The following is a 21,156-nucleotide window of genomic DNA, read 5'->3' on the forward strand; positions in this document are numbered from 1 at the left end:
AAAAAACGCCTGCAGCCGCAGGCGTTTTTTTGTTATTTCGAATTCTCATTAAACCATTGTTTAAAGACTTCTTTTTCCTGGTAACCAGTAATTCTGTTAACCTCTTTGCCGTCTTTGAATTGAACAATTGTTGGAGTCTCCTTAATTCCATAATTGTCCCAGCCGTCTTCAAATTCAAGCAGGTTGAATTGAACCAGGTCAATGCCCATTTCTTCTGTAAGCGGAGACACAATAGGAGTTGTCCTCTGGCAATGAGGGCATGTCGGACTATAAAAATACACAGTTACATCTTCATTTTCATTTAACCTTTTGTCCAATTCTTCAGGAAGAATCAGATTTTGATAATTTGGGTCATCAAGCTGTTTGACTGTTTCAGGATGAAGTGAATCCTTTTCATATGGGTTATTCCCAGAAACTTTTTCTTCATTTTGCATTTTAGTTAAGATTCCAACAGCTGCGAATAACGCAACGATAATGGCAAGAAAAATAATGACCTTCTTCATTATTCTGCTACCTCCTTGGTTTTCTTCCAGACAAGATAACTGCAAATAAAAATAATTGTAAAAGCTGTTAATGCTAAAAACGGAATCGTGATGAACCCAAGCCAATTAATATATTGGCCTGTACATGGAACTCTTCCGCATGCTGCTGCATGGTCTGCCATAAATGAAATTTTCTGAATGGAATAGTGGTATATGGAAATCCCTGCTCCAACTGCAGATAACACCATTGTATAAAGGCTGATGCGATAATCTTTCTTAATAACAGCCAATCCTAATATGACAGCAAATGGATACATGACAATCCTTTGATACCAGCAAAGCTCGCAAGGCTCGTATTGCCTGATTTCCGAAAAATAAAGGCTGCCGAACATGGCTAGAACCGATGCTGCCCAGGCAATAAACAGCAAATTCTCCCGACGGTCTGTTTGTGTTTTCTCCATAATAATCTCCTTATTAATATGTACTCTAAAATTATAAAGCTATTGGACATCCCTTGTAAATTAACATGTTCAAAGGACCATCAGAAATAGGGCATTTGTAATATTGAAATGATATTAGCAAGGATAAAAGAAGATATACAGCACCTTTATAGAAATATATATAAAGGAAAAGACGCAAGATAAGAATAAGAGGGAAATTGGATAAGAAAATTCAGAGGGTGTTATGAATGCAGTAAAAAAGGGAAAAGAGCTGTATCACTGGAAGAGGCTGAACTTTCTTATCAGCTCCCAGGATAATTATTATTTCCAAAAGGAGTGCACCACCATTGACAAAGCTTGATTTAAAGAAGTTTGAGAAAAAAATGATTATCAGAAATACACGGCATTCAGATATAGATCATATCATTGCCCTGCAGGAGCTCTGTTTCCCAGGCATGATACCCTGGAAGAAGGATCAGCTTGAGAGCCATCTGGGTATATTCCCTGAAGGCCAGTTTGTTGCAGAATATGATGGGGAAATCATTGGTTCGTGCTCCAGCCTTATTATCAATTTTGATGAGTATGATGACCGTCATTCCTGGGATGACGTAACAGATAAAGGATACATAACAAACCATAATCCGGAAGGCTATAACCTTTATGGGATAGAAGTAATGGTTCATCCGGATTACCGCAGAATGAAAATTGGCCACCGCCTGTATGAGGAAAGAAAAGAGCTTGTCAGATCTTTAAATTTAAAAAGTATCATCATAGGGGGGCGTATTCCGAATTATCATAAATACGCCAAAGAAATGAACCCCCGTGAGTATGTGAACGAGGTTTCACTTCATAAAATCTATGACCCGGTTTTATCCTTTCAGCTCCTGAATGGCTTTACCCTGATGAGGATTAACCCGAACTATTTGCCTGACGATGTGCAGTCAAATAAATATGCAACGCTGATGGAATGGAATAATGTTGATTACAGGCCAATGACCAAGCGTTTTTACAAAACAAGTTACCCGGTCCGTATATGTGTGGTGCAATATTTAATGCGGCAGATTAAATCCTTCGATGAATTTGCCCATCAGGTTGAATATTTTACAGATGTTGCTTCTGATTCCGGTTCTGACTTTGCAGTATTTCCCGAGTTATTTACCACTCAGCTAATGTCCTTTTTGGATGAACGGTCTCCAAGCCTGGCTGTCAGGAAGCTTACGGAATACACTGAGCAATATATCGAGTTATTTACGGATTTGGCAGTCAGGTATAATATCAATATAATTGGCGGCTCTCATTTTGTTAAAGAAGATGATGATGAGATTTATAATATCGCTTATCTTTTCCGCCGCGATGGAACGATTGAAAAGCAGTATAAGCTCCACATTACGCCAAATGAGCGCAAATGGTGGGGGATCAGCCGCGGGGATGAAGTGAAAGTATTTGATACGGATTGCGGAAAAATAGCCATCCAAATTTGCTATGACATTGAATTTCCTGAACTGGCGAGGATTGCAACTGATAAAGGTGCAAAAATTATATTTACACCCTTCTGTACTGAGGATCGCCAAGGATATTTGCGGGTGCGCTATTGTGCTCAGGCCCGCGCTGTTGAAAATCAGATATACACGGTTATTTCAGGGACGGTCGGCAATCTTCCGCAAACAGAGAATATGGATATTCAGTATGCACAGTCTGCCATATTTGCACCATCTGATTTTGAGTTTGCAAGGGATGGCATTGTGGGAGAGACCAATCCAAATATTGAAATGGTCCTGATTGGTGATGTTGATCTGGAAATTCTCCGCCGTCAAAGACAGGATGGCACGGTGCGCCAGCTAAAAGACCGCAGGCATGATATTTACAGCATTAAATATAAGAAGTAATATATAGTTGCTGATTGAGCGCCTTTCACCTGGCGCTCAATGCTTTTCATCGGAAGCATACCTGATTTTAGAGTGAATTTTGTCAAAATAACTCGGATGTTTTTAAGAGGAATATCCGTGTGGAACTCGAAAAGGATATGGTGAAGCTTACTTTAGGAGGTCATACAATGGAATGGAAGACAGCGGCAGAACGATGGATAAACCATGAGAATTTGGACAGTGAATTACTTGAACAGCTGAAACGTCTGCAGGGAAATGAAAAGCTCCTTGAAGAAGCGTTTTATAAGGGACTGGAATTTGGAACGGGCGGCATGCGCGGGGAAATAGGACCGGGAACAAACCGCATGAATTTATATACAGTCCGCAAGGCATCTGCGGGACTTGCCGCATACATAGAAGAAAAAGGATTGGAAGCAAAGAACAGAGGGGTGGCAATAGCATATGATTCACGCCACATGTCCCCGGAATTTGCAATGGAAGCTGCTAAAACCCTTGCAAGCAGAGGCATTCAGACATATGTATTTGACGAGCTGCGCCCAACACCTGAACTTTCATTCGCAGTCCGGTACCTGCATGCCTATGCAGGGATAGTCGTGACAGCTAGCCATAATCCTCCGGAATACAATGGCTATAAAGTGTATGGATCGGACGGAGCTCAGCTGACTCCTGCTGAAGCTGACATTGTAATCGGCAAAGTAAATGAAATAGAAAACGAACTGCTTATTGAAGTGATGGACGAGGACAGTTTAAAAGAGAAAGGCCTTATCACAATGATTGGGGCTACAGTTGATCAGGCCTATCAGAAGCAGCTCCTTACCATTTCCGAAAACCCTGATGCCGCAATGGAAGCGGATGTTCATGTAGTTTTTACACCTCTGCACGGTACAGCGAATAAGCCCGTTAGAGAGGCTTTGGCTGCTTTGGGCTATGAACATGTGCATGTAGTAAAGGAACAGGAGCTGCCGGATCCTGAATTTTCAACAGTAAAGAGTCCTAATCCAGAGGAAAAAATTGCATTTGAGCTTGCCATGAGAGATGGAAGAGAAACAAATGCAGATATACTAATTGCCACAGACCCAGACGCCGATCGACTTGGCATTGCTGCAAAGAACAGAGATGGCGAGTATGTCCTTTTGACAGGAAATCAGACAGGTGCGCTGCTGCTTCATTACATACTTTCTCAGAAGAAAGAGAAGAATACACTGCCTGACAATGGCATTATGCTAAAAACGATCGTTACATCAGAATTTGGACGCAGGGTTGCCTCATCTTTCGGTGTAGAAACCATCGATGTTTTAACAGGCTTTAAATTCATAGCAGAAAAAATCAAGGAATATGAGGAGACGGGTGAATACAGCTTCCTGTTTGGGTATGAGGAAAGCTATGGCTATCTTATTGGTGACTTTGCAAGGGATAAAGATGCTATCCAGGCAGCTTTGCTTGCTGCGGAAATGGCCGCTTTTTATAAAAAGAAGGACATGTCCCTTTATGATGCATTACTTAGTTTATTTGACGAGTATGGCTATTTTCTTGAAGGGTTAAAATCAATGACTCTAAAAGGAATTGAAGGAGCAGAAAAAATCCAGCAGACACTGGCATCCTTCCGTGCTAATCCGATAAAAGACCTTCAAGGAATGAAGGTCCAGGCTGTTGAAGATTACTTAATAGGAATCAGAACGGAAGCAGATGGAAGGGAGAAAGTAATAGACCTGCCAAAGTCCAATGTTATCAAGTATTTCTTCGAAGATGGGACCTGGATCTGCCTAAGGCCATCAGGCACAGAACCGAAGATTAAATTCTATTTTGGGATCAGCGCCTCTTCATTAGCCAGCAGCAAGGAAAAACTGAAATCTGTCCAAAGTGATTTTATGCAAATCGTTGAAGAAAGAATGGGCAGTTCGGTAATACAATAGCGTTAAACATCCAGAAGGTTATTAGCCAGAAAGGAAGATTCGATGTTAAAGGGACAAACGGCAATTGTAACAGGTGCATCAAGAGGTATCGGCAAGGAAATTGCTGTTAAACTGGCCCAGCAGGGCATGAAGCTTACCCTGATTGGAAGCTCAGAGGAAATTTATCAATCTGCTGAAGATCTTAAAAAATTGGGATATGCAGATGTACTGCCCATTCAGGCGGATATTTCAGATGAAGCCGAAATAAAGGATGCAGTTGAAAAAACTCTTCAAAAGTATAAACAGCTTGATCTTCTGGTGAATAATGCAGGGGTGGGCTTTTTTAAGCGGGTTGATGAAACAACACTGGACGAGTGGAGAAAGGTCTTTGAAGTAAATGTGCAGGGAGTTTTCCTCGGAAGCAAGGCAGTAATGCCGCATATGAAAGAACGCAAATCCGGTACAATCATTACCATTTCATCAGACGTAGCCAGATACACCATCCCTAATGGATCAGCCTATACAGCTACCAAATATGCAGTGCAGGGCTTTTCAGGATCTTTAGCTCAGGAAGTCAGAGAATACGGCATCCGCGTCGGAACCATTAATCCCGGCATGGTAGATACGTTTTTTGCAGAATCTAAGCAGGGGCTTGAAGAGAAAAGAGATTGGCTGAAGGTCGAAGATATCGCCAATGCTGTTGTTTACATGGCATCTGCGCCGAAGCACATGATGATAGACGAAATCGTGCTTCATCCATTTGTACAAAACTATCCAATTGCATAATCGATTCACCGAAGAGGCCTGCTCTTCGGTGTTTTTTCTGTATACAACTTTGGTCGCAGTCCGCCTCCTCCCAAATGCCAAGGAAGAAAGGGAAAAAAAGTTATATAATGAAAGTACATAATATGACAGTTCCAAGGGGGATAAGGGTGTTAGGGGAAAAAAGGCAATCTGAAATCAAAATATTAAAAGAAATAGCAGAAATATTGAATGAAGGAACGGAAATTGATTCCCTTCTTAAAGAGGTTCTGCAAAAATTGCTTCATATTACCGGTCTTGAAACGGGATGGGTATTTTTAATTGATAGCCAAGGGGCTTTTCGCCTGGCAGCAGAAGAGAAACTGCCCCCTGCCCTTACCGCGGATAACTGCAGACCGATGTGCAAGGGAGACTGCTGGTGTATTGACCGCTATAATGACGGCAGGTTAAACAAAGCTTCGAACATTATTGAATGCAAAAGAATAGAAGATGCCATTGCCGAGCAAAGAAAGGATACCAATGGGCTTACCCATCATGCCTCCGTCCCGCTGAGAGCAGGGAAAGAAAAATTTGGGATCCTTAATATCGGCTCGCCTGATAAAACGCATTTTTCACCAGAAGAATTGGCTTTGCTGGAATCAGTGGCTTTTCAGGTTGGAACGGCTATAAAACGAATCAAGCTGACACAGCTCGAACAGGAGACGGCTCTTGCTGCGGAAAGAAACAGGCTGGCAAGGGACCTGCATGATTCAGTCAACCAGCTTTTGTTCTCCTTAAGCTTAACTGCGAGAGGAGGGGCTGAAATGACTGATAACCCTGAAATTAAAGAGACATTTTCCTACATGCAGGATCTCGCACAGGAAGCTTTAAGCGAGATGAGAGCACTTATTTGGCAGCTGAAACCCCGCGGGCTGGAAAATGGGATTGTATGTGCTATGCAGACCTACAGCCAAATGCTTGGCCTGAAGCTCAATTCAAAAGTAAAAGGTGTGATCTGTCTGCCCGGAAAAGTTGAAGAGACACTTTGGAGAATTGGCCAGGAAGCACTGGCAAATTGCAAAAAACACTCTGGTGGATCAACAGCAGATTTAGCACTGACAGTTGATGAAAAAACAGTTGCAATGGTGATTTCCGATTGCGGCAGAGGGTTTCATTATCGTGAAAACGATATCCCTTCTCTCGGTCTCAAAAGCATGAAGAAAAGGACGGAAGCAATGAATGGTTTATTTAAAATAAAAACAGAGCCAAACAAAGGAACGAATATTGAAATTATCATTCCTTTGGAAAAGGGAGGGAAATAGATGGCGATCAAGGTTTTAATAGCGGACGATCATCATGTTGTTAGAAGGGGTCTTGTATTTTTTCTCAAAACACAGCCGGAAATAGAAATCATCGGAGAAGCAAAGAACGGCCGTGAAGCTGTAGAGATGATGCAAACGAACCAGCCTGATGTTGTATTAATGGACTTGGATATGCCTGTTATGAATGGTATTGAAGCCACCAGGCAAATTAAAGCGAGCTGCCCTGAAGTGAAAATCATGATACTCACAAGCTTTTCAGACCAGGATCATGTGATTCCGGCAATTGAGGCGGGGGCCTCAGGATATCAGCTGAAGGACATTGAGCCGGATATTCTTGTCCAGGTAATTATCCAGCTAATGAAAGGGGAAAACCAGCTTCATCCAAAAGCCACCTCCCATCTGCTCACACATTTAACGAATAAAAACAGTACAGAAAGACAGCCGCTGGAAGAGCTGACAAAGAGAGAGCTGGAGGTTCTGCGGGAGATTGCAAAAGGGAAGAGCAATAAAGAAATTGCTTCATCCCTTTATATAACAGAAAAGACAGTCAAAACCCATGTTTCCAACTTATTGTCCAAATTGGAACTCGCGGACAGAACACAGGCAGCACTTTATGCAGTTCGTCATGGTATTGCAGAGTCAAATTGAAAAAATCATCCTAAAGTTGCAGAAGATATATACTGAATTAGTCCTGAGGTAAGTTTTATAAAACTCAGCCATACTGACGATGTTTAAAAACGCATATTTCTATATACTAAATAGTATAGGAACTAAAAGGAGAGTTTATGATGAAGCTTACAATTATTAATGGAAGCCCGCGATTGAAAGGAAGAACAGGAATAGCCTCACGTTATATTGCAAGGAAATATAATGCTGAACTGATCGATTTAAGTCTTGGAGAAATTCCTTTATATAATGGAACAGAAGGTCAATATCAGCTGCCTGCCGTTAAGAATCTGCGCCAGCAGATTGCAGAATCTGATGGAGTCGTTCTTGCTTCCCCTGAGTACCACAGTGCCATGAGCGGAGCCCTAAAGAATGCGCTCGATTTTCTTGGGAGTGAGCAATTTGCGCATAAGCCAGTCGGCTTACTGGTTGTGGCAGGAGGCGGAAAAGGCGGCATTAATGCCCTGAATAATTTAAGAGTTGCCGGCAGAGGTGTATATGCCAATGTTATTCCTAAACAGCTGGTCCTGGATCCGCATTGTTTTGATTATGAAAATGATGGCCTTTATGAAGAACCTGCCAAGCTTGTTGAGGGGTTAATGAAGGAACTTCAGGTATATATGAAGGCATATGGTCAAATGAAGCTGGAATTAAAATAAAAATAAAAATAAAAATAAAAAAACACGGACCAAAAAATCCGTGTTTTTATTATTGGTGGAATTCTTTTATTAGGTTAGTTCATAAAATACAGTATTTGGCAGCTGTTTTTCCGATAATTCATTGGCATGGTCAATATATCTCAGCAGTGAATATAAATGTTTCTCAATGACAGAATAGTCTTTTTCGAAGTTGTAGGCATGTAGAAAATGTTCAATCTTCTTCGAAAGAAATTGATCATCTGTTCTGACCATCAGGATCAGCAGGTTATCCCATTCTGACCGGTGCGTATAATATAGCGCCCGGTCATAATCCACTTTATTCATTTGTCCTCTCCTCCTCTTTCAGGAGTTGATTATAGTTTATGATGATGCTGAATTTTATTTCGAAGTAAATCTTGGACTTGTTGATTTACAAGGGTTTTCATCATTTACCTGTATATTGGCCACATCCATTTATAAGACAATTCCATACATAAAATTAAAGACTGAGCCAAAAATATAATTAACGACACATGCTTTGGAGGAAAAATGAAAAAGTATTTATCGATGTTTATGCTGGTTTGTTTATTAGCCGGGGGAGGCTCATTTGCAGGAGCTGTCCAAAAACCGGATTATGAAAAGTATGGGAGAATTGCCATCGCAGTTGTTAAGGAAGACTATCCTGGGGAAGAAGTAGTGGATTATCAGTATGGAGGAAGGAAAAAAGTTACCGAAACAGATGTGACAGACACCTTCACTTTTACTGTAAAGGAAGATGGGAAGCCTGTAACCGTGCTGGTCAGGGTCACACATAACCTTAAGGATAACAAAGCGGTTAGCCTATCTGTAGAGAGAAAAACGCAGTAAGCTCCTTCGGGGGCTTTTTTCATTGTATTTGGCAAACAAACTCCTTATTTAAAATAATGATAAAAAAATATTTTTCTGATAATCTTGGATTATGAATATTACCGTAAAATTATGGGGAGTGAGTTTTTTGAAGGAATCAATTCTTGTTGCGGAGGATGAAGCTAAAATTGCGAGGCTTCTGGAAATTGAACTTGAATTCGAGGGCTATCAAGTGACAAAGGCAATGGATGGTTATCAGGCAATGGAGTTATACCGGACTGGAAGCTGGGACTTAATTATTCTGGATATCATGCTTCCTGGGTTTAGCGGAATAGAAATTCTGCGAAGAATTCGCAGCAAGGATAAACATACCCCCATTTTGCTCCTGACGGCTAAAAGCTCAGTGGAAGATAAAGTATCTGGTTTAGACTTGGGTGCGAATGATTACATAACAAAACCCTTCCAGATTGAAGAGCTGCTTGCCAGAATACGAGCTGCACTAAGAATAAAGTCAGCAGGTACAGAGGAACCTGCAGTTCATGACTGTCTGGAAGTGTCGGATTTAAAGCTCAATGAAAAAACAAGAGAGGTCAGCCGGGGAGATCAGCACATAGAACTCACCCCAAGAGAATTTGATTTACTTGTTTATTTAATGACAAATAAAAGACAGGTCCTGAACAGGGAACAGATTTTGGAGGCCGTTTGGGGATATGACTTTTTGGGGGACACAAATGTGGTTGATGTCTATATCCGATATTTGCGCAAGAAAATAGACATGCCTGAGAGGCCTGCTCTTATTCAAACAATTCGCGGAGTAGGGTATGTATTAAAGGAGACGAAATGAATCTTAGGAAGAAAATATATTTGTATACAACCGTTCTCTTTGCAGTACTTCTGCTTATCATGAATATTGCCGTGTATGCTGTTTTCAGCAAATTAATATATGAAAATGAGCAGGCAGCCATTTCAAATGAAATGGCTAATATTACAAAGATTGCGCAAAGTTCAATCGGGGAGGTTCCGGAAACTGAACTGCTTAGGGCCCTTGTTCCTACAAGTGGAATGGTAAGACTGGTTCAGCCAGACAATAAGGCAGTAACTTCCACATCCCTGGATGAAAAGGCGCTCAGTGAAATTCCTGCAGAGTATATCAGCAGTGAATTGATAAAAACAATGGAAAGTGATAAGAAGGTATATATGTTTGCGTCTGCACCTGTGATCCTTCCAGACGGTGAAATAGGGAGCTTTCAGCTGACCAGAAGCATGGAAAGTGCAGAAAAAATATTAAGGACTCTACGCTTTGTTCTAGGGATTGCCACAGTCCTGGCAATGATTCCAGTTCTAATTTCCAGTGCTATCCTTAGTAAATTTATTACAAGGCCTGTTGCGACAATGACAGCCACGATGAAAGAAATTAGAAAAAGCGGTCAATTCAAGCGTCTTGAACTGGAGGGGAAATCCCAGGATGAGCTGCATCAAATGGGTGAAACCTTCAACCATATGATTGATCTTCTGGAATCCAATTATGAAAAGCAAAAACTTTTTATATCAAATGCTTCCCATGAATTAAAAACCCCATTAACTGTTATTGAGAGTTATTCAAGCCTGCTTAAGAGAAGGGGATTGAAAGAACCTGAATTATTTAATGAATCAATAGAAGCCATTCATTCAGAGGCATTAAGAATGAAGGAAATGACAGAACAGCTTCTTTTGCTTGCACGGCATGATGACCAGTGGATGCTCGATTTGAAATTGATAGATCTTAACCGTTTTTTAACCCAAGTCATTCGGACTTATGGAGATGCTTTTAAAAGGACTATACAGTTGGAATTCAGTTTGGCTGGAAATACCTTTATTCAAACAGATGAGAATAAATTAAAGCAGCTCCTGTTTATTTTTCTGGATAATGCCAGGAAATACAGTGACGATGTCATAAGGGTTACTGCCCGGGCAGAGAAAAGTGAAGTTTATATCCGGATTGAAGATCGCGGCATGGGTATTCCCGAGAAGGATTTACCAAGAGTGTTTGACCGTTTTTACCGGGTAGATGAGGCGAGAAACAGGAAAACAGGAGGATCGGGACTGGGACTGTCCCTTGCCAAAGAAATTGCTGATGCTCTTGGGGTTGAGATTAGGCTCGAAAGTACTGAAGGAGTAGGAACTGCAGCATCCATAAGCATTAAAATAACTTAACCATTCTCATCATTTTCTCATTTTATTATCAGATAATAGAGAAATAAGATAAGTGGAGAGGTGTAAGGAAATGAAGAATAAACTTATAATAATTTCAGCTTCGGGGCTTCTGCTTGCTGCGCTCCTTGTATTTGCTGCAGTACAATTCACAAATGTTTCCTCTTCAGAATCAATTACTGAGAGTGAAGCCAGGGAAATAATAAAAGACCGATATCAGGGGGAAATTCTGAATTTGAAAAAAGTGAACAGCACTTATTTGATTGAAATGAAAAGAGACCAAGGGTTCTATCAAATCAAGCTGAGTGAAAAAAGGGGAGAAATTCTTTCTTTTGAAAAAAAAGATCAGATTTCTAATGCTGAACAGAAGCAGCTTGATGAAGAAAAAATAAAGGAAATTATTCAAGCAGAAGAAAATGGTGAATTACTCTCCCTGAAAAAAGTGACTCAAAAAGAAAAGTCAGCCTTCGAGGCAATCGTTCAGAAAGATGAAGAGAAGATTAAGATTACTGTTGATGCTCTGAATGGAGAAATTTTATCCCGTGTCGCTGAGGAAAATAAGGGCCCTGTCAAAAATCTAACCGAAGAGGAAGCTGTCCAAATTGCTCTTAAAAATGAACCTGGGGAAGTGGATGATATCAGCTTTGGAGAAACAGACAAGGGACCATATTATCTTGTTGAGATAGAAAAAGATGATGGCAGTGAGGCAGCTGTCGAGATCCATGCTATTACAGGAAAAGTGTTGTCGGTTACCTGGGATGATTAATCCCTTTCTCATCAAATTTTAATTTTCTTATCCTTTTTCTCTCATTTTCACCGGTTATATTGAACATGTAGAAAAGAAAAAGGAGGAAAAATAAAATGAACAAAAAATTTACAGTTATTTCTTTGGCAGGAGCCTTATTGCTGGGTGGTGCTGTTGCAGCAGGTGCAGCAGATACGAATGGAGAAGGGAGCACTTGGAGTAAAAAAGAAACTGGACAGGATTTGATCACTGTTGAAGAAGCTAAGAAGATTGCTCTTTCAGAGGCAGAGGGAAGAGTAGAGAGCATTGAATTGGAAAGAGCAAATGGCAAACAGTATTATGAAATTGATATTGAGAACGGGAGAGAAGATTTCGATATTAAAGTTCACGCCTTAGATGGAGAAGTCATTTCAATTAATAAAGAGCGAAATGACGATGATGACAATGATCAGTCCGAAAAAGAGGTAAATGGGGAAAATGTAATCTCCGAACAAAAGGCTATTGAAATAGCTGAAAAAGAAGTTAATGGAACGATGAAAGAAATTGATATAGACGAAGACAATGGACAAATCCTATATGAAGTTGAGCTGCAAACAAATAAAGGCGAAGCAGATGTTGATATTGATGCTGAAACAGGAAAGGTATTAAAAGTCGAATTGGACGACTAATGTCTAATCGAAAGCGGGGCGAAATGCTCCGCTTTTTGCTTTAATTTGTTACAAGCTTATGGAGAGACTACTCATCAATCCTCTTGTTGGTTCATAGATTATGGTAAGGACTAAAAGGGGGAGTGGCAATGCGAGAAGAAGAAAATAAGTCATTGGAATATGCCATTCAGGAAATTACTGAAATTGCAAATGGGTTTGGGTTGGACTATTACCCGATGAGGTATGAGATTTGTCCTGCAGAAATCATTTATACATTCGGCGCTTATGGCATGCCGACCAGGTTTTCGCATTGGAGCTTTGGAAAACAGTTTCACAAGATGAAATTGCATTATGATTTAGGATTATCAAAAATTTATGAGCTTGTAATCAATTCGGATCCTTGCTATGCATTTCTGCTCGATTCCAATGCCCTTATTCAAAACAAATTAATTGTGGCACATGTTTTAGCACACTGCGATTTCTTTAAAAATAATGTCCGTTTTCAAAACACAAAGAGGGACATGGTAGAGAGCATGGCTGCAACCGCAGAAAGAATCAGGCAATATGAAATTGAGTTTGGGAAGAAGGAAGTGGAAACTTTCCTGGATGCAGTGCTGGCAATTGAAGAACATATTGATCCGTCTCTTATGAGACCGAAGCTCGCATGGAGTACGGAAGATGAATATGAAAGCAGCGGTGATACGGCAGCGCCTAGCCCTTATGATGATTTATGGGGTTTGGATGAAAGGAACAAGAAGCATGAGCCGAAGAAGAAGAAAAAGAAATTCCCTCCAAAACCTGAAAAGGATTTACTATTATTTATTGAAAGCTACAGCAGGGAGCTGACCGATTGGCAGCGGGATATATTAACTATGATGCGGGAAGAAATGCTCTATTTTTGGCCGCAGCTAGAAACAAAAATCATGAATGAGGGCTGGGCTTCCTATTGGCATCAGCGTATTTTAAGGGAAATGGATTTGACATCTGCAGAAGCGCTTGAATTTGCCAAATTGAATGCAGGAGTGGTTCAGCCGTCAAGAACCGGAATCAATCCATATTATCTGGGTCTGAAAATTTTTGAAGATATCGAAGAAAGGTATAACAATCCGACGCAAGAAATGAAGAGACGCGGTGCAGTTCCAGGTTCAGGCAGGGAAAAAATGTTTGAGGTACGTGAAATCGAATCAGATATTTCTTTTTTGAGAAATTATTTAACAAAAGACCTTGTCATGAGAGAAGATATGTATCTTTTCCAAAAGCAGGGAAAGGATTATAAAGTTGTTGATAAACAGTGGGAGCATGTTCGTGATCAGCTTGTCAGCATGCGTGTAAATGGAGGATTCCCGTATTTGACGGTTAATGACGGCGATTATATGAAGAATGGAGAGCTTTACCTAAAGCACTGGTTTGAAGGAGTGGAGCTTGATCTTAAGTATCTAGAAAAAGTACTGCCATATGTATACCAGCTTTGGGGAAGAGGAGTCCATATGGAAACCATGGTTGAAGGCAAGAACATGCTTTTTACTTACGATGGGAAGAGCATCCACAGAAAATATTTATAGAAAAACGGACGAACCACATATGTTGCGGTTCGTCTTTTTGGGTTATGAAACAAACAGTTTTTTCAAAAATGGGCAGAATAAAACTAAATACTTTCCTTCCTAAGGTGTATTGCAGTAATATTAACGTGTACAGGCGGGGGTATTGGGCAGGTAATTTGATGACCCCCAGTTACTGATATTTGCTTTATATTTATTGATAAACTGAGGAAAGGATGATGATCTTGAAAATTTCAGATTCAGCTCGGGATCTGCTGAAACAGGTTCTTCAAGAGAAAAATACTGGCGGCATTAGAGTTTATTTTGCAGGCTTTGGCTGAGGAGGCCCGCAAATTGGACTGGCTCTGGATGAGCCGGAAGCAGATGATATGATTGAAACAATAAATGAAATCCAGGTGGCAATCGACCCGGAAATCAAACCGCATACGGAAAGTATGATTCTAGACTATGATCAGGAAAATGAAAGACTAGTCTTGTTAGGCAATGAAAGCGACTGCTGCTAAATCAAAAACACCCGCTTGGGTGTTTTTTTATTTTTAAAAACTAAGGTATTGACTATATACCTATTAGGGTATATTGTATGAATTGTAATTGAATTATTTATGCAGAGGAGAGAAATATGCTGCTGATTTTTTTAACCTTGCTGCTAGGCAGTTTCCCATTAATTAAAAGGTATTATCCTGTTAGAGACATCCCTTGTTATCATTTGGATCAATGCCTGCCCAAGGAAGGCATAGCACTGCTGGATGTCAGGGATTATAATGTTTCCTGTCATTGTGAAATACCCGGAGCGATCAATCTGCCCATTCCATATATAAATAGGCATATAAAAGATATACCTTATAACCAAATCCATTTAGTTGCATCCAGTTCATTAGAGAAAAATATGGGAATAAGGTTGCTCCGAAAAAAAGGGTTTAAGATAGTTGGTTTTTCAATGCCTGATTGCCAATGTGTAAAATAAAACTATAATGGGGTGAAGCTTGTGCTGTTCGATGCAAAAACTAAAAATCGAATCAAAAGGGCGGAGGGCCAGCTTAGAGGGATTTTAAAAATGATGGAGGATGAAAAAGATTGCAAATCTGTTATTACCCAGCTAACAGCTTCAAGATCAGCAATTGATAAAGCAATTGCAGTTATTGTCAGTTCGAATCTTGAACAATGCATTATTGAAAACTCGGAAAAGGGAATTGAGAGTTCCATGATGATTAAAGAAGCTGTCAACTTACTTGTTAAAAGCAGATGATGGTTAGTTGACTTCCTTTTTTTATTTAGTTATAATATACCCTACAGGGTATTATTAACCGAGTATAAAAAAATTTGAATCACCTAAATTCGGAGGGAAGCAAATGACTATTGCAAATGGAATTATTATCGCCCTGCTTATTATTTTTCTGGCTCAGAAGCTGATTCCGGTAAAGGGCGTAAAGCAGTTGACAACTGCTCAGCTCAAGAATGAAATGAAGGACAAAACAAAGCAATATATTGATGTGAGAACATCAGCAGAATTCAACAGCTTCCATATTACGGGATTTAAGAACATACCTCTTCATCAGCTTCACCAGAAAATGGGACAGCTATCAAGGGACAAGGAAATAGTTGTTATCTGCCAAAGCGGAATGAGAAGCAGCAAAGCAAGTAAAATGCTAAAAAAATCTGGATATAAGAACATTACTAACATAAAAGGCGGAGTAAGCGCCTGGAGATAAAGGGGAGAATATTATATGAAAACAACTACTGTGAAAGAAGTTGAGCAGCAACTTGCTGCCGGAGTAAATTTAAATATCATTGATGTGCGTGAAGCAGATGAAGTAAAAGAAGGAAAGATACCTTCAGCTATTCATATTCCGCTTGGATTAGTTGAATTTCGTATGCATGAGCTGGATAAGAATCAAGAATATGTTATGGTTTGCCGATCAGGCAACCGCAGCGGATTAGCTGCACGCTTACTTGAAGGGCAGGGGTTTAGTGTAATTAACATGCTTGGCGGTATGGTGAATTGGGAAGGGCCATTAGATTATTGATCTGCAAAACAACCAAGAATAGGGTATTGACAGAAAGTCAAATATACTCTAGTATATACCCTGTTAGGTATTTAAGTTCTTTTTAAAAGCGATAAGAAATAAATATATTTTTTTGATTATAAATATACCCTGTAGGGTAAAGGGAGGATAAAAGATTGGAAAAGAAAAAAACAACAATTGTTCTATTCAGCGGAGATTATGACAAAGTGATGGCGGCTTATATTATTGCAAACGGTGCAGCTGCTTACGATCATGAGGTAACCATCTTTCACACTTTCTGGGGACTGAATGCTCTTAGAAAAGATGAGCCAATTCAAGTTAAAAAAACATTTATGGAAAAAATGTTTGGCAAAATGATGCCAAGAGGTCCGGAAAAGATGGGCTTATCGAAAATGAATATGGCTGGAATGGGTCCTAAGATGATAAAAGATATTATGAAAAAGCACAACACTATGCCAGTAAGCGACCTTATTGAAATGGCTAAAGAACAGGACATTAAGCTTGTAGCATGTCAAATGACTGTTGACCTTCTTGGATTTAAACAGGAAGAAATAATTGATGGTGTGGAATTTGCCGGAGTAGCTGCTTATCTTGCAGATGCAGAAGACGGCAATGTCAACTTATTTATCTAAAAATATAAGGAGGAATTATAAATGGAAGTTTTAAAAACAAACTTTTCAGTAGATGCAAAGGGGCTTGCCTGCCCAATGCCGATTGTAAGAACGAAAAAAGCAATCAATAATCTGAATCCGGGGGAAGTGCTTGAGGTGCTTGCAACAGATAAAGGTTCAAAAGCAGATATCCAGGCTTGGGCAAAAAGCTCGGGACACCAATATCTTGGCACCATGGAAGAAGGCGAAGTGCTTAAGCACTATATACGAAAAGCAGGTGAAAATGAAGAGCGCGAAGCTGCAACATTTGAGCCTGTTGCCTCTAACGATGATCTTTTAAAAGAGATGGAGTCAAATAATGATATAGTTGTTCTAGATGTCAGGGAACCTGCTGAATATGCATTCGGCCATATTCCCAATGCCATTTCTATCCCCTTCGGAGAATTGGAGGAGAGAATTAGCGAGCTGAACCAGGATAAAAAGATTTTTGTAGTATGCCGTACAGGGAGCCGAAGTGATATGGCATCCCAGGTATTAGCTGAAAAAGGCTTCTCGAATGTAATTAATGTAGTCCCGGGGATGTCTGAATGGAATGGACCAACAGAAACGAAGCTTAACTAAAAAATTTTTAAACATAACTATACATCAGGGGGTATATAAACAATGAAAGCAATGTCTGCTAAAGAAGTAACAAAAAAGGTTATTCATAATGAAGAACTATTTATACTTGATGTCCGTAATGAAACCGACTTTAATGATTGGAAGATTGAAGGCAAAAAATTTGATTACTTGAATGTTCCATACTTCGATCTTCTTGATGGGGTAGAACCTATTCTTGATAAAATTCCGGCTGATAAAGAGCTTTTAGTAGTGTGTGCAAAAGAAGGTTCTTCTGTAATGGTCGCAGAAATGCTTGAAGAAGCAGGACGCGATGCTTCCTACCTGAAAGGCGGGATGAAATCTTGGAGTGAACACCTTGAGCCTGTTAAAGTGGGCGATTTGAAGAATGGCGGAGAAATGTATCAATTCGTCCGCATCGGAAAAGGCTGTCTGTCCTACATGGTGATTTCAAACGGTGAAGCTGCAATTGTCGATGCAACAAGAATGACAGACGTATTTACTGATTTTGCTGCTGAAAAGAATGCAGAGATCAAGCATGTCTTTGATACACATCTGCATGCAGATCATATTTCAGGCGGCCGCAAAATTGCTGAAAAAACGGGTGCTTCTTACTGGCTTCCTCCTAAGGATGCAGAGGAAGTAACATTTGAATACAGCCGTCTTGAAGATGGAAACGAAGTAATGATTGGTTCTACTAAGATCAGTATTCAAGCTGTTTATTCACCAGGCCATACAATCGGTTCAACATCTTTTGTAGTGGACGATCAATACCTTCTTTCAGGTGATATTCTATTCATCGATTCAATCGGACGTCCAGACCTTGCCGGTAAAGCTGGGGATTGGGCTGGAGATTTAAGAGAAACACTTTATAAGCGTTATAAAGACCTATCAGGCGAATTAGTTGTTTTGCCTGCACACTTCATGATTATTGAAGAATTAAATGAAGATGGCAGCGTATCCGAAAAACTTGGCACATTATTTGCTGAAAATCACGGACTAAATATTGAAGACGAAGGGGAGTTCAGAAAATTGGTTTCTGAGAATCTTCCTCCTCAGCCAAATGCTTATCAGGAAATCCGCGAAACAAATATGGGGAAAATCAGCCCGGACGAAGAAAAACAGCGTGAAATGGAAATCGGTCCAAATCGCTGTGCCGTAAGATAATCTTTTAGTAATATAATTCAAAATACTAATAATAAAAATTGGAGGAATGGAACATGAACGCAGCAAAAGTACTGGATGCAAAGGGTTTAGCTTGTCCAATGCCCATCGTAAAAACGAAGAAAGCAATAGGTGAAATCGAATCAGGGCAAGTGCTTGAAGTTCATACAACAGATAAAGGCGCCGTTAAAGATTTGGCTGCCTGGACAGAGTCAACAGGACATGAGCTTTTAAAACATGAGGATGACAATGGAGTGTTAAAGTTCTGGATAAAAAAAGGCTAATCTATTAAAAGGTAAAAGGGGGTTTCTACTCCCTTTTATCGCTAAAAGGAGGAGATAGCCACATGGATTTAACCTTTTTACTCGTTATATTTTTAATTGGTTTTATCGGGTCTTACATTTCCGGCATGGTAGGAATTGGAGGCTCTATCATTAAATATCCTATGCTTTTATACATTCCGCCTTTATTTGGATTAGCTGCTTTTTCTGCTCATGAAGTATCCGGAATCAGTGCAGTACAGGTGTTTTTTGCAACAATCGGGGGAGTCTGGGCTTACAGAAAAGGCGGATACCTGAATAAAACACTTATTATTTATATGGGTTCAGCTATACTAATTGGAAGTTTAATCGGGAGCTACGGTTCAAGGTTTATGACTGAAGGCGCCATTAATCTTGTATATGGTATATTGGCTTTAATTGCGGCAGTCATGATGTTCGTGCCGAAAAAAGGATTGGATGATATTCCCTTAGCTCAAGTAAGGTTCAATAAATGGCTTGCAGCCTTTTTTGCTTTGATTGTCGGCATCGGAGCTGGAATCGTAGGTGCAGCTGGTGCATTTTTACTGGTTCCTATTATGCTGGTTATATTAAAGATCCCTACGAGGATGACAATTGCGACATCATTGGCCATCACGTTCATTTCATCGATTGGATCTACAGCTGGTAAATTGGCAACCGGCCAGGTGGACTATTTTCCAGCTGCCATAATGATCATTGCCAGCTTAATTGCTTCTCCATTAGGAGCTGCTGCAGGAAAGAGAGTGAATACAAAAATCCTCCAAGTCATATTGGCTGTTTTAATTCTGGCAACATCAATCAAAATCTGGATGGATATTTTATAATTAATAGGGAGGGGGCAGCGGATGCTGTTCCCTTTAAGTTTAACCTATCGTTAAGAGGAAAATATATTCTTATACTTTGTTAAGGGGAGAGCTGATTCAAATGGAAGAAGCTAAAGAGTCGAAATACATACAGCAGCATCTGGCGAATGAAAGAACCTTCCTCGCATGGGTCAGGACTTCTATCGCTGTAATTGGAATAGGCGTTTTGGCTTCAACACTGCATTTTAATAATGTGCAGAGAGTAAATAAGTTCGCTGACAGCATTGCCATTTCATTAAGTCTATTTTCTTTGGTTACCGGTCTGACAATCCTGGTATACTCTACCCTGAATTACTTTCAGGTCAGAAAAAGAATTAACATGCAGACCTACTCATCATCCCAATCTCTAATATACTTAATAACAGCTGTTATCTTTTTGATATTTATCTTATTGCTAACCTATTTATTTGTTATTTTAATTTAACTGCCGCATCCAGGGTTCAGCAGCAAAGGATATCTTAGTGAATGGCTTTCTTTTTAAATCTGCCGCCTCTGACTTCAGCAATATCAGCTACTGCCAAAAAAGCACTCTGATCTATTTCTTCGACAATTGATTTTAATTTTGCTTCTTCTAGTCTGGTTATGACACAAAAAATTACTTTTTTGTCATCTCCAGTGTATGCACCTTCCCCATTCAAGTAGGTAACGCCTCGTCCAAGCCGGGCCAGAATCGCTTCGCCTATTACCTTGTGCTGGTCGCTGATGATCCAGGCGGATTTGGATTCATCCAATCCGCTGATGACAACATCAATAGTCTTGAAAGCAATGAAATATGCAAGGATTGAATACATGGCACGGTCCCAGCCGAAAACAAATCCTGCAGTAGCAAAAATGAAGACATTGAAAAACATAATAATTTCCCCGACAGAGAACGGGAGTTTTTTATTTACCAGAATAGCCAGAATCTCTGTTCCATCTAAAGATCCCCCGTATCTGATCACCATTCCGACCCCAAAGCCAAGAACAATACCGCCAAATACTGTAGCTAACAGCAAGTCCTCCGTAAATACGGGAACATCATGCAAGAGGAGGGTAGTGGCTGATAATACCGCAATGCCCAGCAATGTAGACAAAGCAAAGGTCTTCCCTATCTGTTTGTATCCTATGTAAAAAAATGGAATATTTAAAATGAATATAAACCAGCCGAGTTTCCAGCCGGACATGTGAGAGAGGATAATGGAGATTCCTACTATTCCGCCATCCAGAATTTTATTGGGCACTAGGAATTCTTCGATTCCGACCCCCATAAGGATGGCTCCAAATATGATGAAGAAAATCCTTTTTGCAAGTTTGCCTTTAGTCAACCCTTTATGTACATTTGCTTCAACAGCAGCTTCAAGTGAAACGTTCATAAATGACCCCCATTTTAATTGATGAAAAATCTGTCAGACTAACGAGCATCTTTAATAAGCTAATAACATAATATGATAGCTTGTGCCACTTTAGCTCAAATTAATTATTCGATAAAGCTGATAAAAACTATATCTAATTATAACATTTCTTATATTAAATAAGGGATACCC

The 21,156-nt window shown here is 39.9% G+C and carries 27 protein-coding genes; 23 read left to right on the plus strand and 4 right to left on the minus strand.

Annotated features, from left to right (window positions below; translation table 11 throughout):
* Window positions 1–32: 32 nt before the first annotated feature.
* Entirely contained in the window at window positions 33–503 is a 471-nt protein-coding gene (locus tag DFO72_RS17780; protein ID WP_113883519.1) for a thioredoxin family protein, read from the minus strand.
* Entirely contained in the window at window positions 503–943 is a 441-nt protein-coding gene (locus DFO72_RS17785; protein ID WP_113883518.1) for a disulfide oxidoreductase, read from the minus strand. Before DFO72_RS17785 ends, DFO72_RS17780 begins: the two co-directional genes overlap by 1 nt.
* Before the next feature lie 362 nt (window positions 944–1,305).
* Between DFO72_RS17785 and DFO72_RS17790 the strand changes: the two genes are divergently transcribed.
* From DFO72_RS17790 to DFO72_RS17815, 6 genes are all read left to right on the plus strand, one after another.
* Window positions 1,306–2,808 (plus strand): carbon-nitrogen hydrolase family protein, encoded by a 1,503-nt coding sequence (locus DFO72_RS17790; protein WP_113883565.1) that lies wholly within the window; start codon window positions 1,306–1,308, stop codon window positions 2,806–2,808.
* A 167-nt stretch (window positions 2,809–2,975) separates the two neighbouring features.
* On the plus strand, window positions 2,976–4,721 hold the full coding sequence (locus DFO72_RS17795; protein WP_113883517.1) for a phospho-sugar mutase: 1,746 nt from the start codon (window positions 2,976–2,978) through the stop codon (window positions 4,719–4,721).
* A 42-nt stretch (window positions 4,722–4,763) separates the two neighbouring features.
* Entirely contained in the window at window positions 4,764–5,486 is a 723-nt protein-coding gene (locus tag DFO72_RS17800; RefSeq protein ID WP_113883516.1) for an SDR family oxidoreductase, read from the plus strand.
* A 122-nt stretch (window positions 5,487–5,608) separates the two neighbouring features.
* On the plus strand, window positions 5,609–6,763 hold the full coding sequence (locus DFO72_RS17805; RefSeq protein ID WP_181782348.1) for a GAF domain-containing sensor histidine kinase: 1,155 nt from the start codon (window positions 5,609–5,611) through the stop codon (window positions 6,761–6,763).
* Window positions 6,764–7,411, plus strand: a complete 648-nt coding sequence (locus DFO72_RS17810) for a response regulator (RefSeq protein WP_113883514.1) — start codon at window positions 6,764–6,766, stop codon at window positions 7,409–7,411.
* 140 nt (window positions 7,412–7,551) lie between these two features.
* Entirely contained in the window at window positions 7,552–8,088 is a 537-nt protein-coding gene (locus DFO72_RS17815; protein WP_113883513.1) for an NADPH-dependent FMN reductase, read from the plus strand.
* 69 nt (window positions 8,089–8,157) lie between these two features.
* Here the strand turns inward: DFO72_RS17815 and DFO72_RS17820 are convergent, their stop codons facing one another.
* Window positions 8,158–8,412: a YhdB family protein gene (locus DFO72_RS17820; protein ID WP_009331507.1), complete on the minus strand. Its 255-nt coding sequence runs from the start codon at window positions 8,410–8,412 to the stop codon at window positions 8,158–8,160.
* A 204-nt stretch (window positions 8,413–8,616) separates the two neighbouring features.
* Between DFO72_RS17820 and DFO72_RS17825 the strand changes: the two genes are divergently transcribed.
* The 17 genes from DFO72_RS17825 (at window position 8,617) to DFO72_RS17900 (ending at window position 20,057) form a co-directional block, all read left to right on the plus strand.
* Window positions 8,617–8,934, plus strand: coding sequence for a DUF3889 domain-containing protein (locus DFO72_RS17825; protein ID WP_113883512.1), 318 nt, complete (start codon window positions 8,617–8,619; stop codon window positions 8,932–8,934).
* 127 nt (window positions 8,935–9,061) lie between these two features.
* A complete protein-coding gene (locus DFO72_RS17830; protein WP_113883511.1) occupies window positions 9,062–9,757 on the plus strand; it encodes a response regulator transcription factor in 696 nt (231 codons plus the stop codon).
* A complete protein-coding gene (locus tag DFO72_RS17835; RefSeq protein WP_113883510.1) occupies window positions 9,754–11,106 on the plus strand; it encodes a HAMP domain-containing sensor histidine kinase in 1,353 nt (450 codons plus the stop codon). The genes DFO72_RS17830 and DFO72_RS17835 overlap by 4 nt, the downstream gene beginning before the upstream one ends.
* 70 nt (window positions 11,107–11,176) lie before the next feature.
* The gene (locus DFO72_RS17840) at window positions 11,177–11,869 is read left to right on the plus strand and encodes a PepSY domain-containing protein (protein ID WP_113883509.1); all 693 of its coding nucleotides are present in this window, start codon (window positions 11,177–11,179) and stop codon (window positions 11,867–11,869) included.
* A 95-nt stretch (window positions 11,870–11,964) separates the two neighbouring features.
* Window positions 11,965–12,516: a PepSY domain-containing protein gene (locus tag DFO72_RS17845; RefSeq protein ID WP_113883508.1), complete on the plus strand. Its 552-nt coding sequence runs from the start codon at window positions 11,965–11,967 to the stop codon at window positions 12,514–12,516.
* Between the two features lie 128 nt (window positions 12,517–12,644).
* A complete protein-coding gene (locus DFO72_RS17850; RefSeq protein ID WP_113883507.1) occupies window positions 12,645–14,057 on the plus strand; it encodes a SpoVR family protein in 1,413 nt (470 codons plus the stop codon).
* A 365-nt stretch (window positions 14,058–14,422) separates the two neighbouring features.
* On the plus strand, window positions 14,423–14,557 hold the full coding sequence (locus tag DFO72_RS30430; RefSeq protein WP_258549823.1) for a hypothetical protein: 135 nt from the start codon (window positions 14,423–14,425) through the stop codon (window positions 14,555–14,557).
* 116 nt (window positions 14,558–14,673) lie between these two features.
* Window positions 14,674–15,018 (plus strand): rhodanese-like domain-containing protein, encoded by a 345-nt coding sequence (locus tag DFO72_RS17855; RefSeq protein WP_113883506.1) that lies wholly within the window; start codon window positions 14,674–14,676, stop codon window positions 15,016–15,018.
* 21 nt (window positions 15,019–15,039) lie between these two features.
* Entirely contained in the window at window positions 15,040–15,300 is a 261-nt protein-coding gene (locus tag DFO72_RS17860) for a metal-sensitive transcriptional regulator (RefSeq protein WP_113883505.1), read from the plus strand.
* Between the two features lie 103 nt (window positions 15,301–15,403).
* Window positions 15,404–15,763, plus strand: coding sequence for a rhodanese-like domain-containing protein (locus DFO72_RS17865; RefSeq protein ID WP_113883504.1), 360 nt, complete (start codon window positions 15,404–15,406; stop codon window positions 15,761–15,763).
* A gap of 15 nt (window positions 15,764–15,778) precedes the next feature.
* Complete coding sequence (locus tag DFO72_RS17870) at window positions 15,779–16,078, plus strand: rhodanese-like domain-containing protein (protein WP_113883503.1); 300 nt, start codon at window positions 15,779–15,781, stop codon at window positions 16,076–16,078.
* A 155-nt stretch (window positions 16,079–16,233) separates the two neighbouring features.
* Window positions 16,234–16,710, plus strand: coding sequence for a DsrE/DsrF/DrsH-like family protein (locus DFO72_RS17875; protein ID WP_113883502.1), 477 nt, complete (start codon window positions 16,234–16,236; stop codon window positions 16,708–16,710).
* 21 nt (window positions 16,711–16,731) lie between these two features.
* A complete protein-coding gene (locus tag DFO72_RS17880) occupies window positions 16,732–17,310 on the plus strand; it encodes a sulfurtransferase TusA family protein (RefSeq protein ID WP_113883501.1) in 579 nt (192 codons plus the stop codon).
* 42 nt (window positions 17,311–17,352) lie between these two features.
* Window positions 17,353–18,474 (plus strand): MBL fold metallo-hydrolase, encoded by a 1,122-nt coding sequence (locus DFO72_RS17885; RefSeq protein WP_113883500.1) that lies wholly within the window; start codon window positions 17,353–17,355, stop codon window positions 18,472–18,474.
* Between the two features lie 53 nt (window positions 18,475–18,527).
* Window positions 18,528–18,755: a sulfurtransferase TusA family protein gene (locus tag DFO72_RS17890; RefSeq protein ID WP_035326750.1), complete on the plus strand. Its 228-nt coding sequence runs from the start codon at window positions 18,528–18,530 to the stop codon at window positions 18,753–18,755.
* 62 nt (window positions 18,756–18,817) lie between these two features.
* A complete protein-coding gene (locus tag DFO72_RS17895; RefSeq protein ID WP_113883499.1) occupies window positions 18,818–19,594 on the plus strand; it encodes a sulfite exporter TauE/SafE family protein in 777 nt (258 codons plus the stop codon).
* Window positions 19,595–19,694: 100 nt separating this feature from the next.
* Window positions 19,695–20,057, plus strand: a complete 363-nt coding sequence (locus tag DFO72_RS17900; RefSeq protein WP_113883498.1) for a YidH family protein — start codon at window positions 19,695–19,697, stop codon at window positions 20,055–20,057.
* A 34-nt stretch (window positions 20,058–20,091) separates the two neighbouring features.
* Here DFO72_RS17900 and DFO72_RS17905 read toward each other — a convergent pair whose 3' ends face one another.
* Window positions 20,092–20,985: a YitT family protein gene (locus DFO72_RS17905; protein WP_113883497.1), complete on the minus strand. Its 894-nt coding sequence runs from the start codon at window positions 20,983–20,985 to the stop codon at window positions 20,092–20,094.
* Window positions 20,986–21,156 lie beyond the last annotated feature (171 nt).

The organism is Cytobacillus oceanisediminis (assembly GCF_004366035.1).
Classification (GTDB): domain Bacteria; phylum Bacillota; class Bacilli; order Bacillales; family Cytobacillaceae; genus Cytobacillus; species Cytobacillus oceanisediminis_C.

What these genes read in the sequence shown, in the direction of transcription:
- DFO72_RS17865 (WP_113883504.1), top strand. Translation starts at nt 15,404, where the DNA reads ATGACTATTGCAAATGGAATTATTATCGCCCTGCTTATTATTTTTCTG.
- DFO72_RS17890 (WP_035326750.1), top strand. Translation starts at nt 18,528, where the DNA reads ATGAACGCAGCAAAAGTACTGGATGCAAAGGGTTTAGCTTGTCCAATG.
- DFO72_RS17835 (WP_113883510.1), top strand. Translation starts at nt 9,754, where the DNA reads ATGAATCTTAGGAAGAAAATATATTTGTATACAACCGTTCTCTTTGCA.
- DFO72_RS17840 (WP_113883509.1), top strand. Translation starts at nt 11,177, where the DNA reads ATGAAGAATAAACTTATAATAATTTCAGCTTCGGGGCTTCTGCTTGCT.
- DFO72_RS17870 (WP_113883503.1), top strand. Translation starts at nt 15,779, where the DNA reads ATGAAAACAACTACTGTGAAAGAAGTTGAGCAGCAACTTGCTGCCGGA.
- DFO72_RS17810 (WP_113883514.1), top strand. Translation starts at nt 6,764, where the DNA reads ATGGCGATCAAGGTTTTAATAGCGGACGATCATCATGTTGTTAGAAGG.
- DFO72_RS17785 (WP_113883518.1), bottom strand. Translation starts at nt 943, where the DNA reads ATGGAGAAAACACAAACAGACCGTCGGGAGAATTTGCTGTTTATTGCC.
- DFO72_RS17805 (WP_181782348.1), top strand. Translation starts at nt 5,609, where the DNA reads ATGACAGTTCCAAGGGGGATAAGGGTGTTAGGGGAAAAAAGGCAATCT.
- DFO72_RS17905 (WP_113883497.1), bottom strand. Translation starts at nt 20,985, where the DNA reads ATGAACGTTTCACTTGAAGCTGCTGTTGAAGCAAATGTACATAAAGGG.
- DFO72_RS30430 (WP_258549823.1), top strand. Translation starts at nt 14,423, where the DNA reads ATGATTGAAACAATAAATGAAATCCAGGTGGCAATCGACCCGGAAATC.
- DFO72_RS17845 (WP_113883508.1), top strand. Translation starts at nt 11,965, where the DNA reads ATGAACAAAAAATTTACAGTTATTTCTTTGGCAGGAGCCTTATTGCTG.
- DFO72_RS17900 (WP_113883498.1), top strand. Translation starts at nt 19,695, where the DNA reads ATGGAAGAAGCTAAAGAGTCGAAATACATACAGCAGCATCTGGCGAAT.
- DFO72_RS17895 (WP_113883499.1), top strand. Translation starts at nt 18,818, where the DNA reads ATGGATTTAACCTTTTTACTCGTTATATTTTTAATTGGTTTTATCGGG.
- DFO72_RS17815 (WP_113883513.1), top strand. Translation starts at nt 7,552, where the DNA reads ATGAAGCTTACAATTATTAATGGAAGCCCGCGATTGAAAGGAAGAACA.
- DFO72_RS17855 (WP_113883506.1), top strand. Translation starts at nt 14,674, where the DNA reads ATGCTGCTGATTTTTTTAACCTTGCTGCTAGGCAGTTTCCCATTAATT.
- DFO72_RS17790 (WP_113883565.1), top strand. Translation starts at nt 1,306, where the DNA reads ATGATTATCAGAAATACACGGCATTCAGATATAGATCATATCATTGCC.
- DFO72_RS17800 (WP_113883516.1), top strand. Translation starts at nt 4,764, where the DNA reads ATGTTAAAGGGACAAACGGCAATTGTAACAGGTGCATCAAGAGGTATC.
- DFO72_RS17850 (WP_113883507.1), top strand. Translation starts at nt 12,645, where the DNA reads ATGCGAGAAGAAGAAAATAAGTCATTGGAATATGCCATTCAGGAAATT.
- DFO72_RS17885 (WP_113883500.1), top strand. Translation starts at nt 17,353, where the DNA reads ATGAAAGCAATGTCTGCTAAAGAAGTAACAAAAAAGGTTATTCATAAT.
- DFO72_RS17825 (WP_113883512.1), top strand. Translation starts at nt 8,617, where the DNA reads ATGAAAAAGTATTTATCGATGTTTATGCTGGTTTGTTTATTAGCCGGG.
- DFO72_RS17880 (WP_113883501.1), top strand. Translation starts at nt 16,732, where the DNA reads ATGGAAGTTTTAAAAACAAACTTTTCAGTAGATGCAAAGGGGCTTGCC.
- DFO72_RS17780 (WP_113883519.1), bottom strand. Translation starts at nt 503, where the DNA reads ATGAAGAAGGTCATTATTTTTCTTGCCATTATCGTTGCGTTATTCGCA.
- DFO72_RS17795 (WP_113883517.1), top strand. Translation starts at nt 2,976, where the DNA reads ATGGAATGGAAGACAGCGGCAGAACGATGGATAAACCATGAGAATTTG.
- DFO72_RS17820 (WP_009331507.1), bottom strand. Translation starts at nt 8,412, where the DNA reads ATGAATAAAGTGGATTATGACCGGGCGCTATATTATACGCACCGGTCA.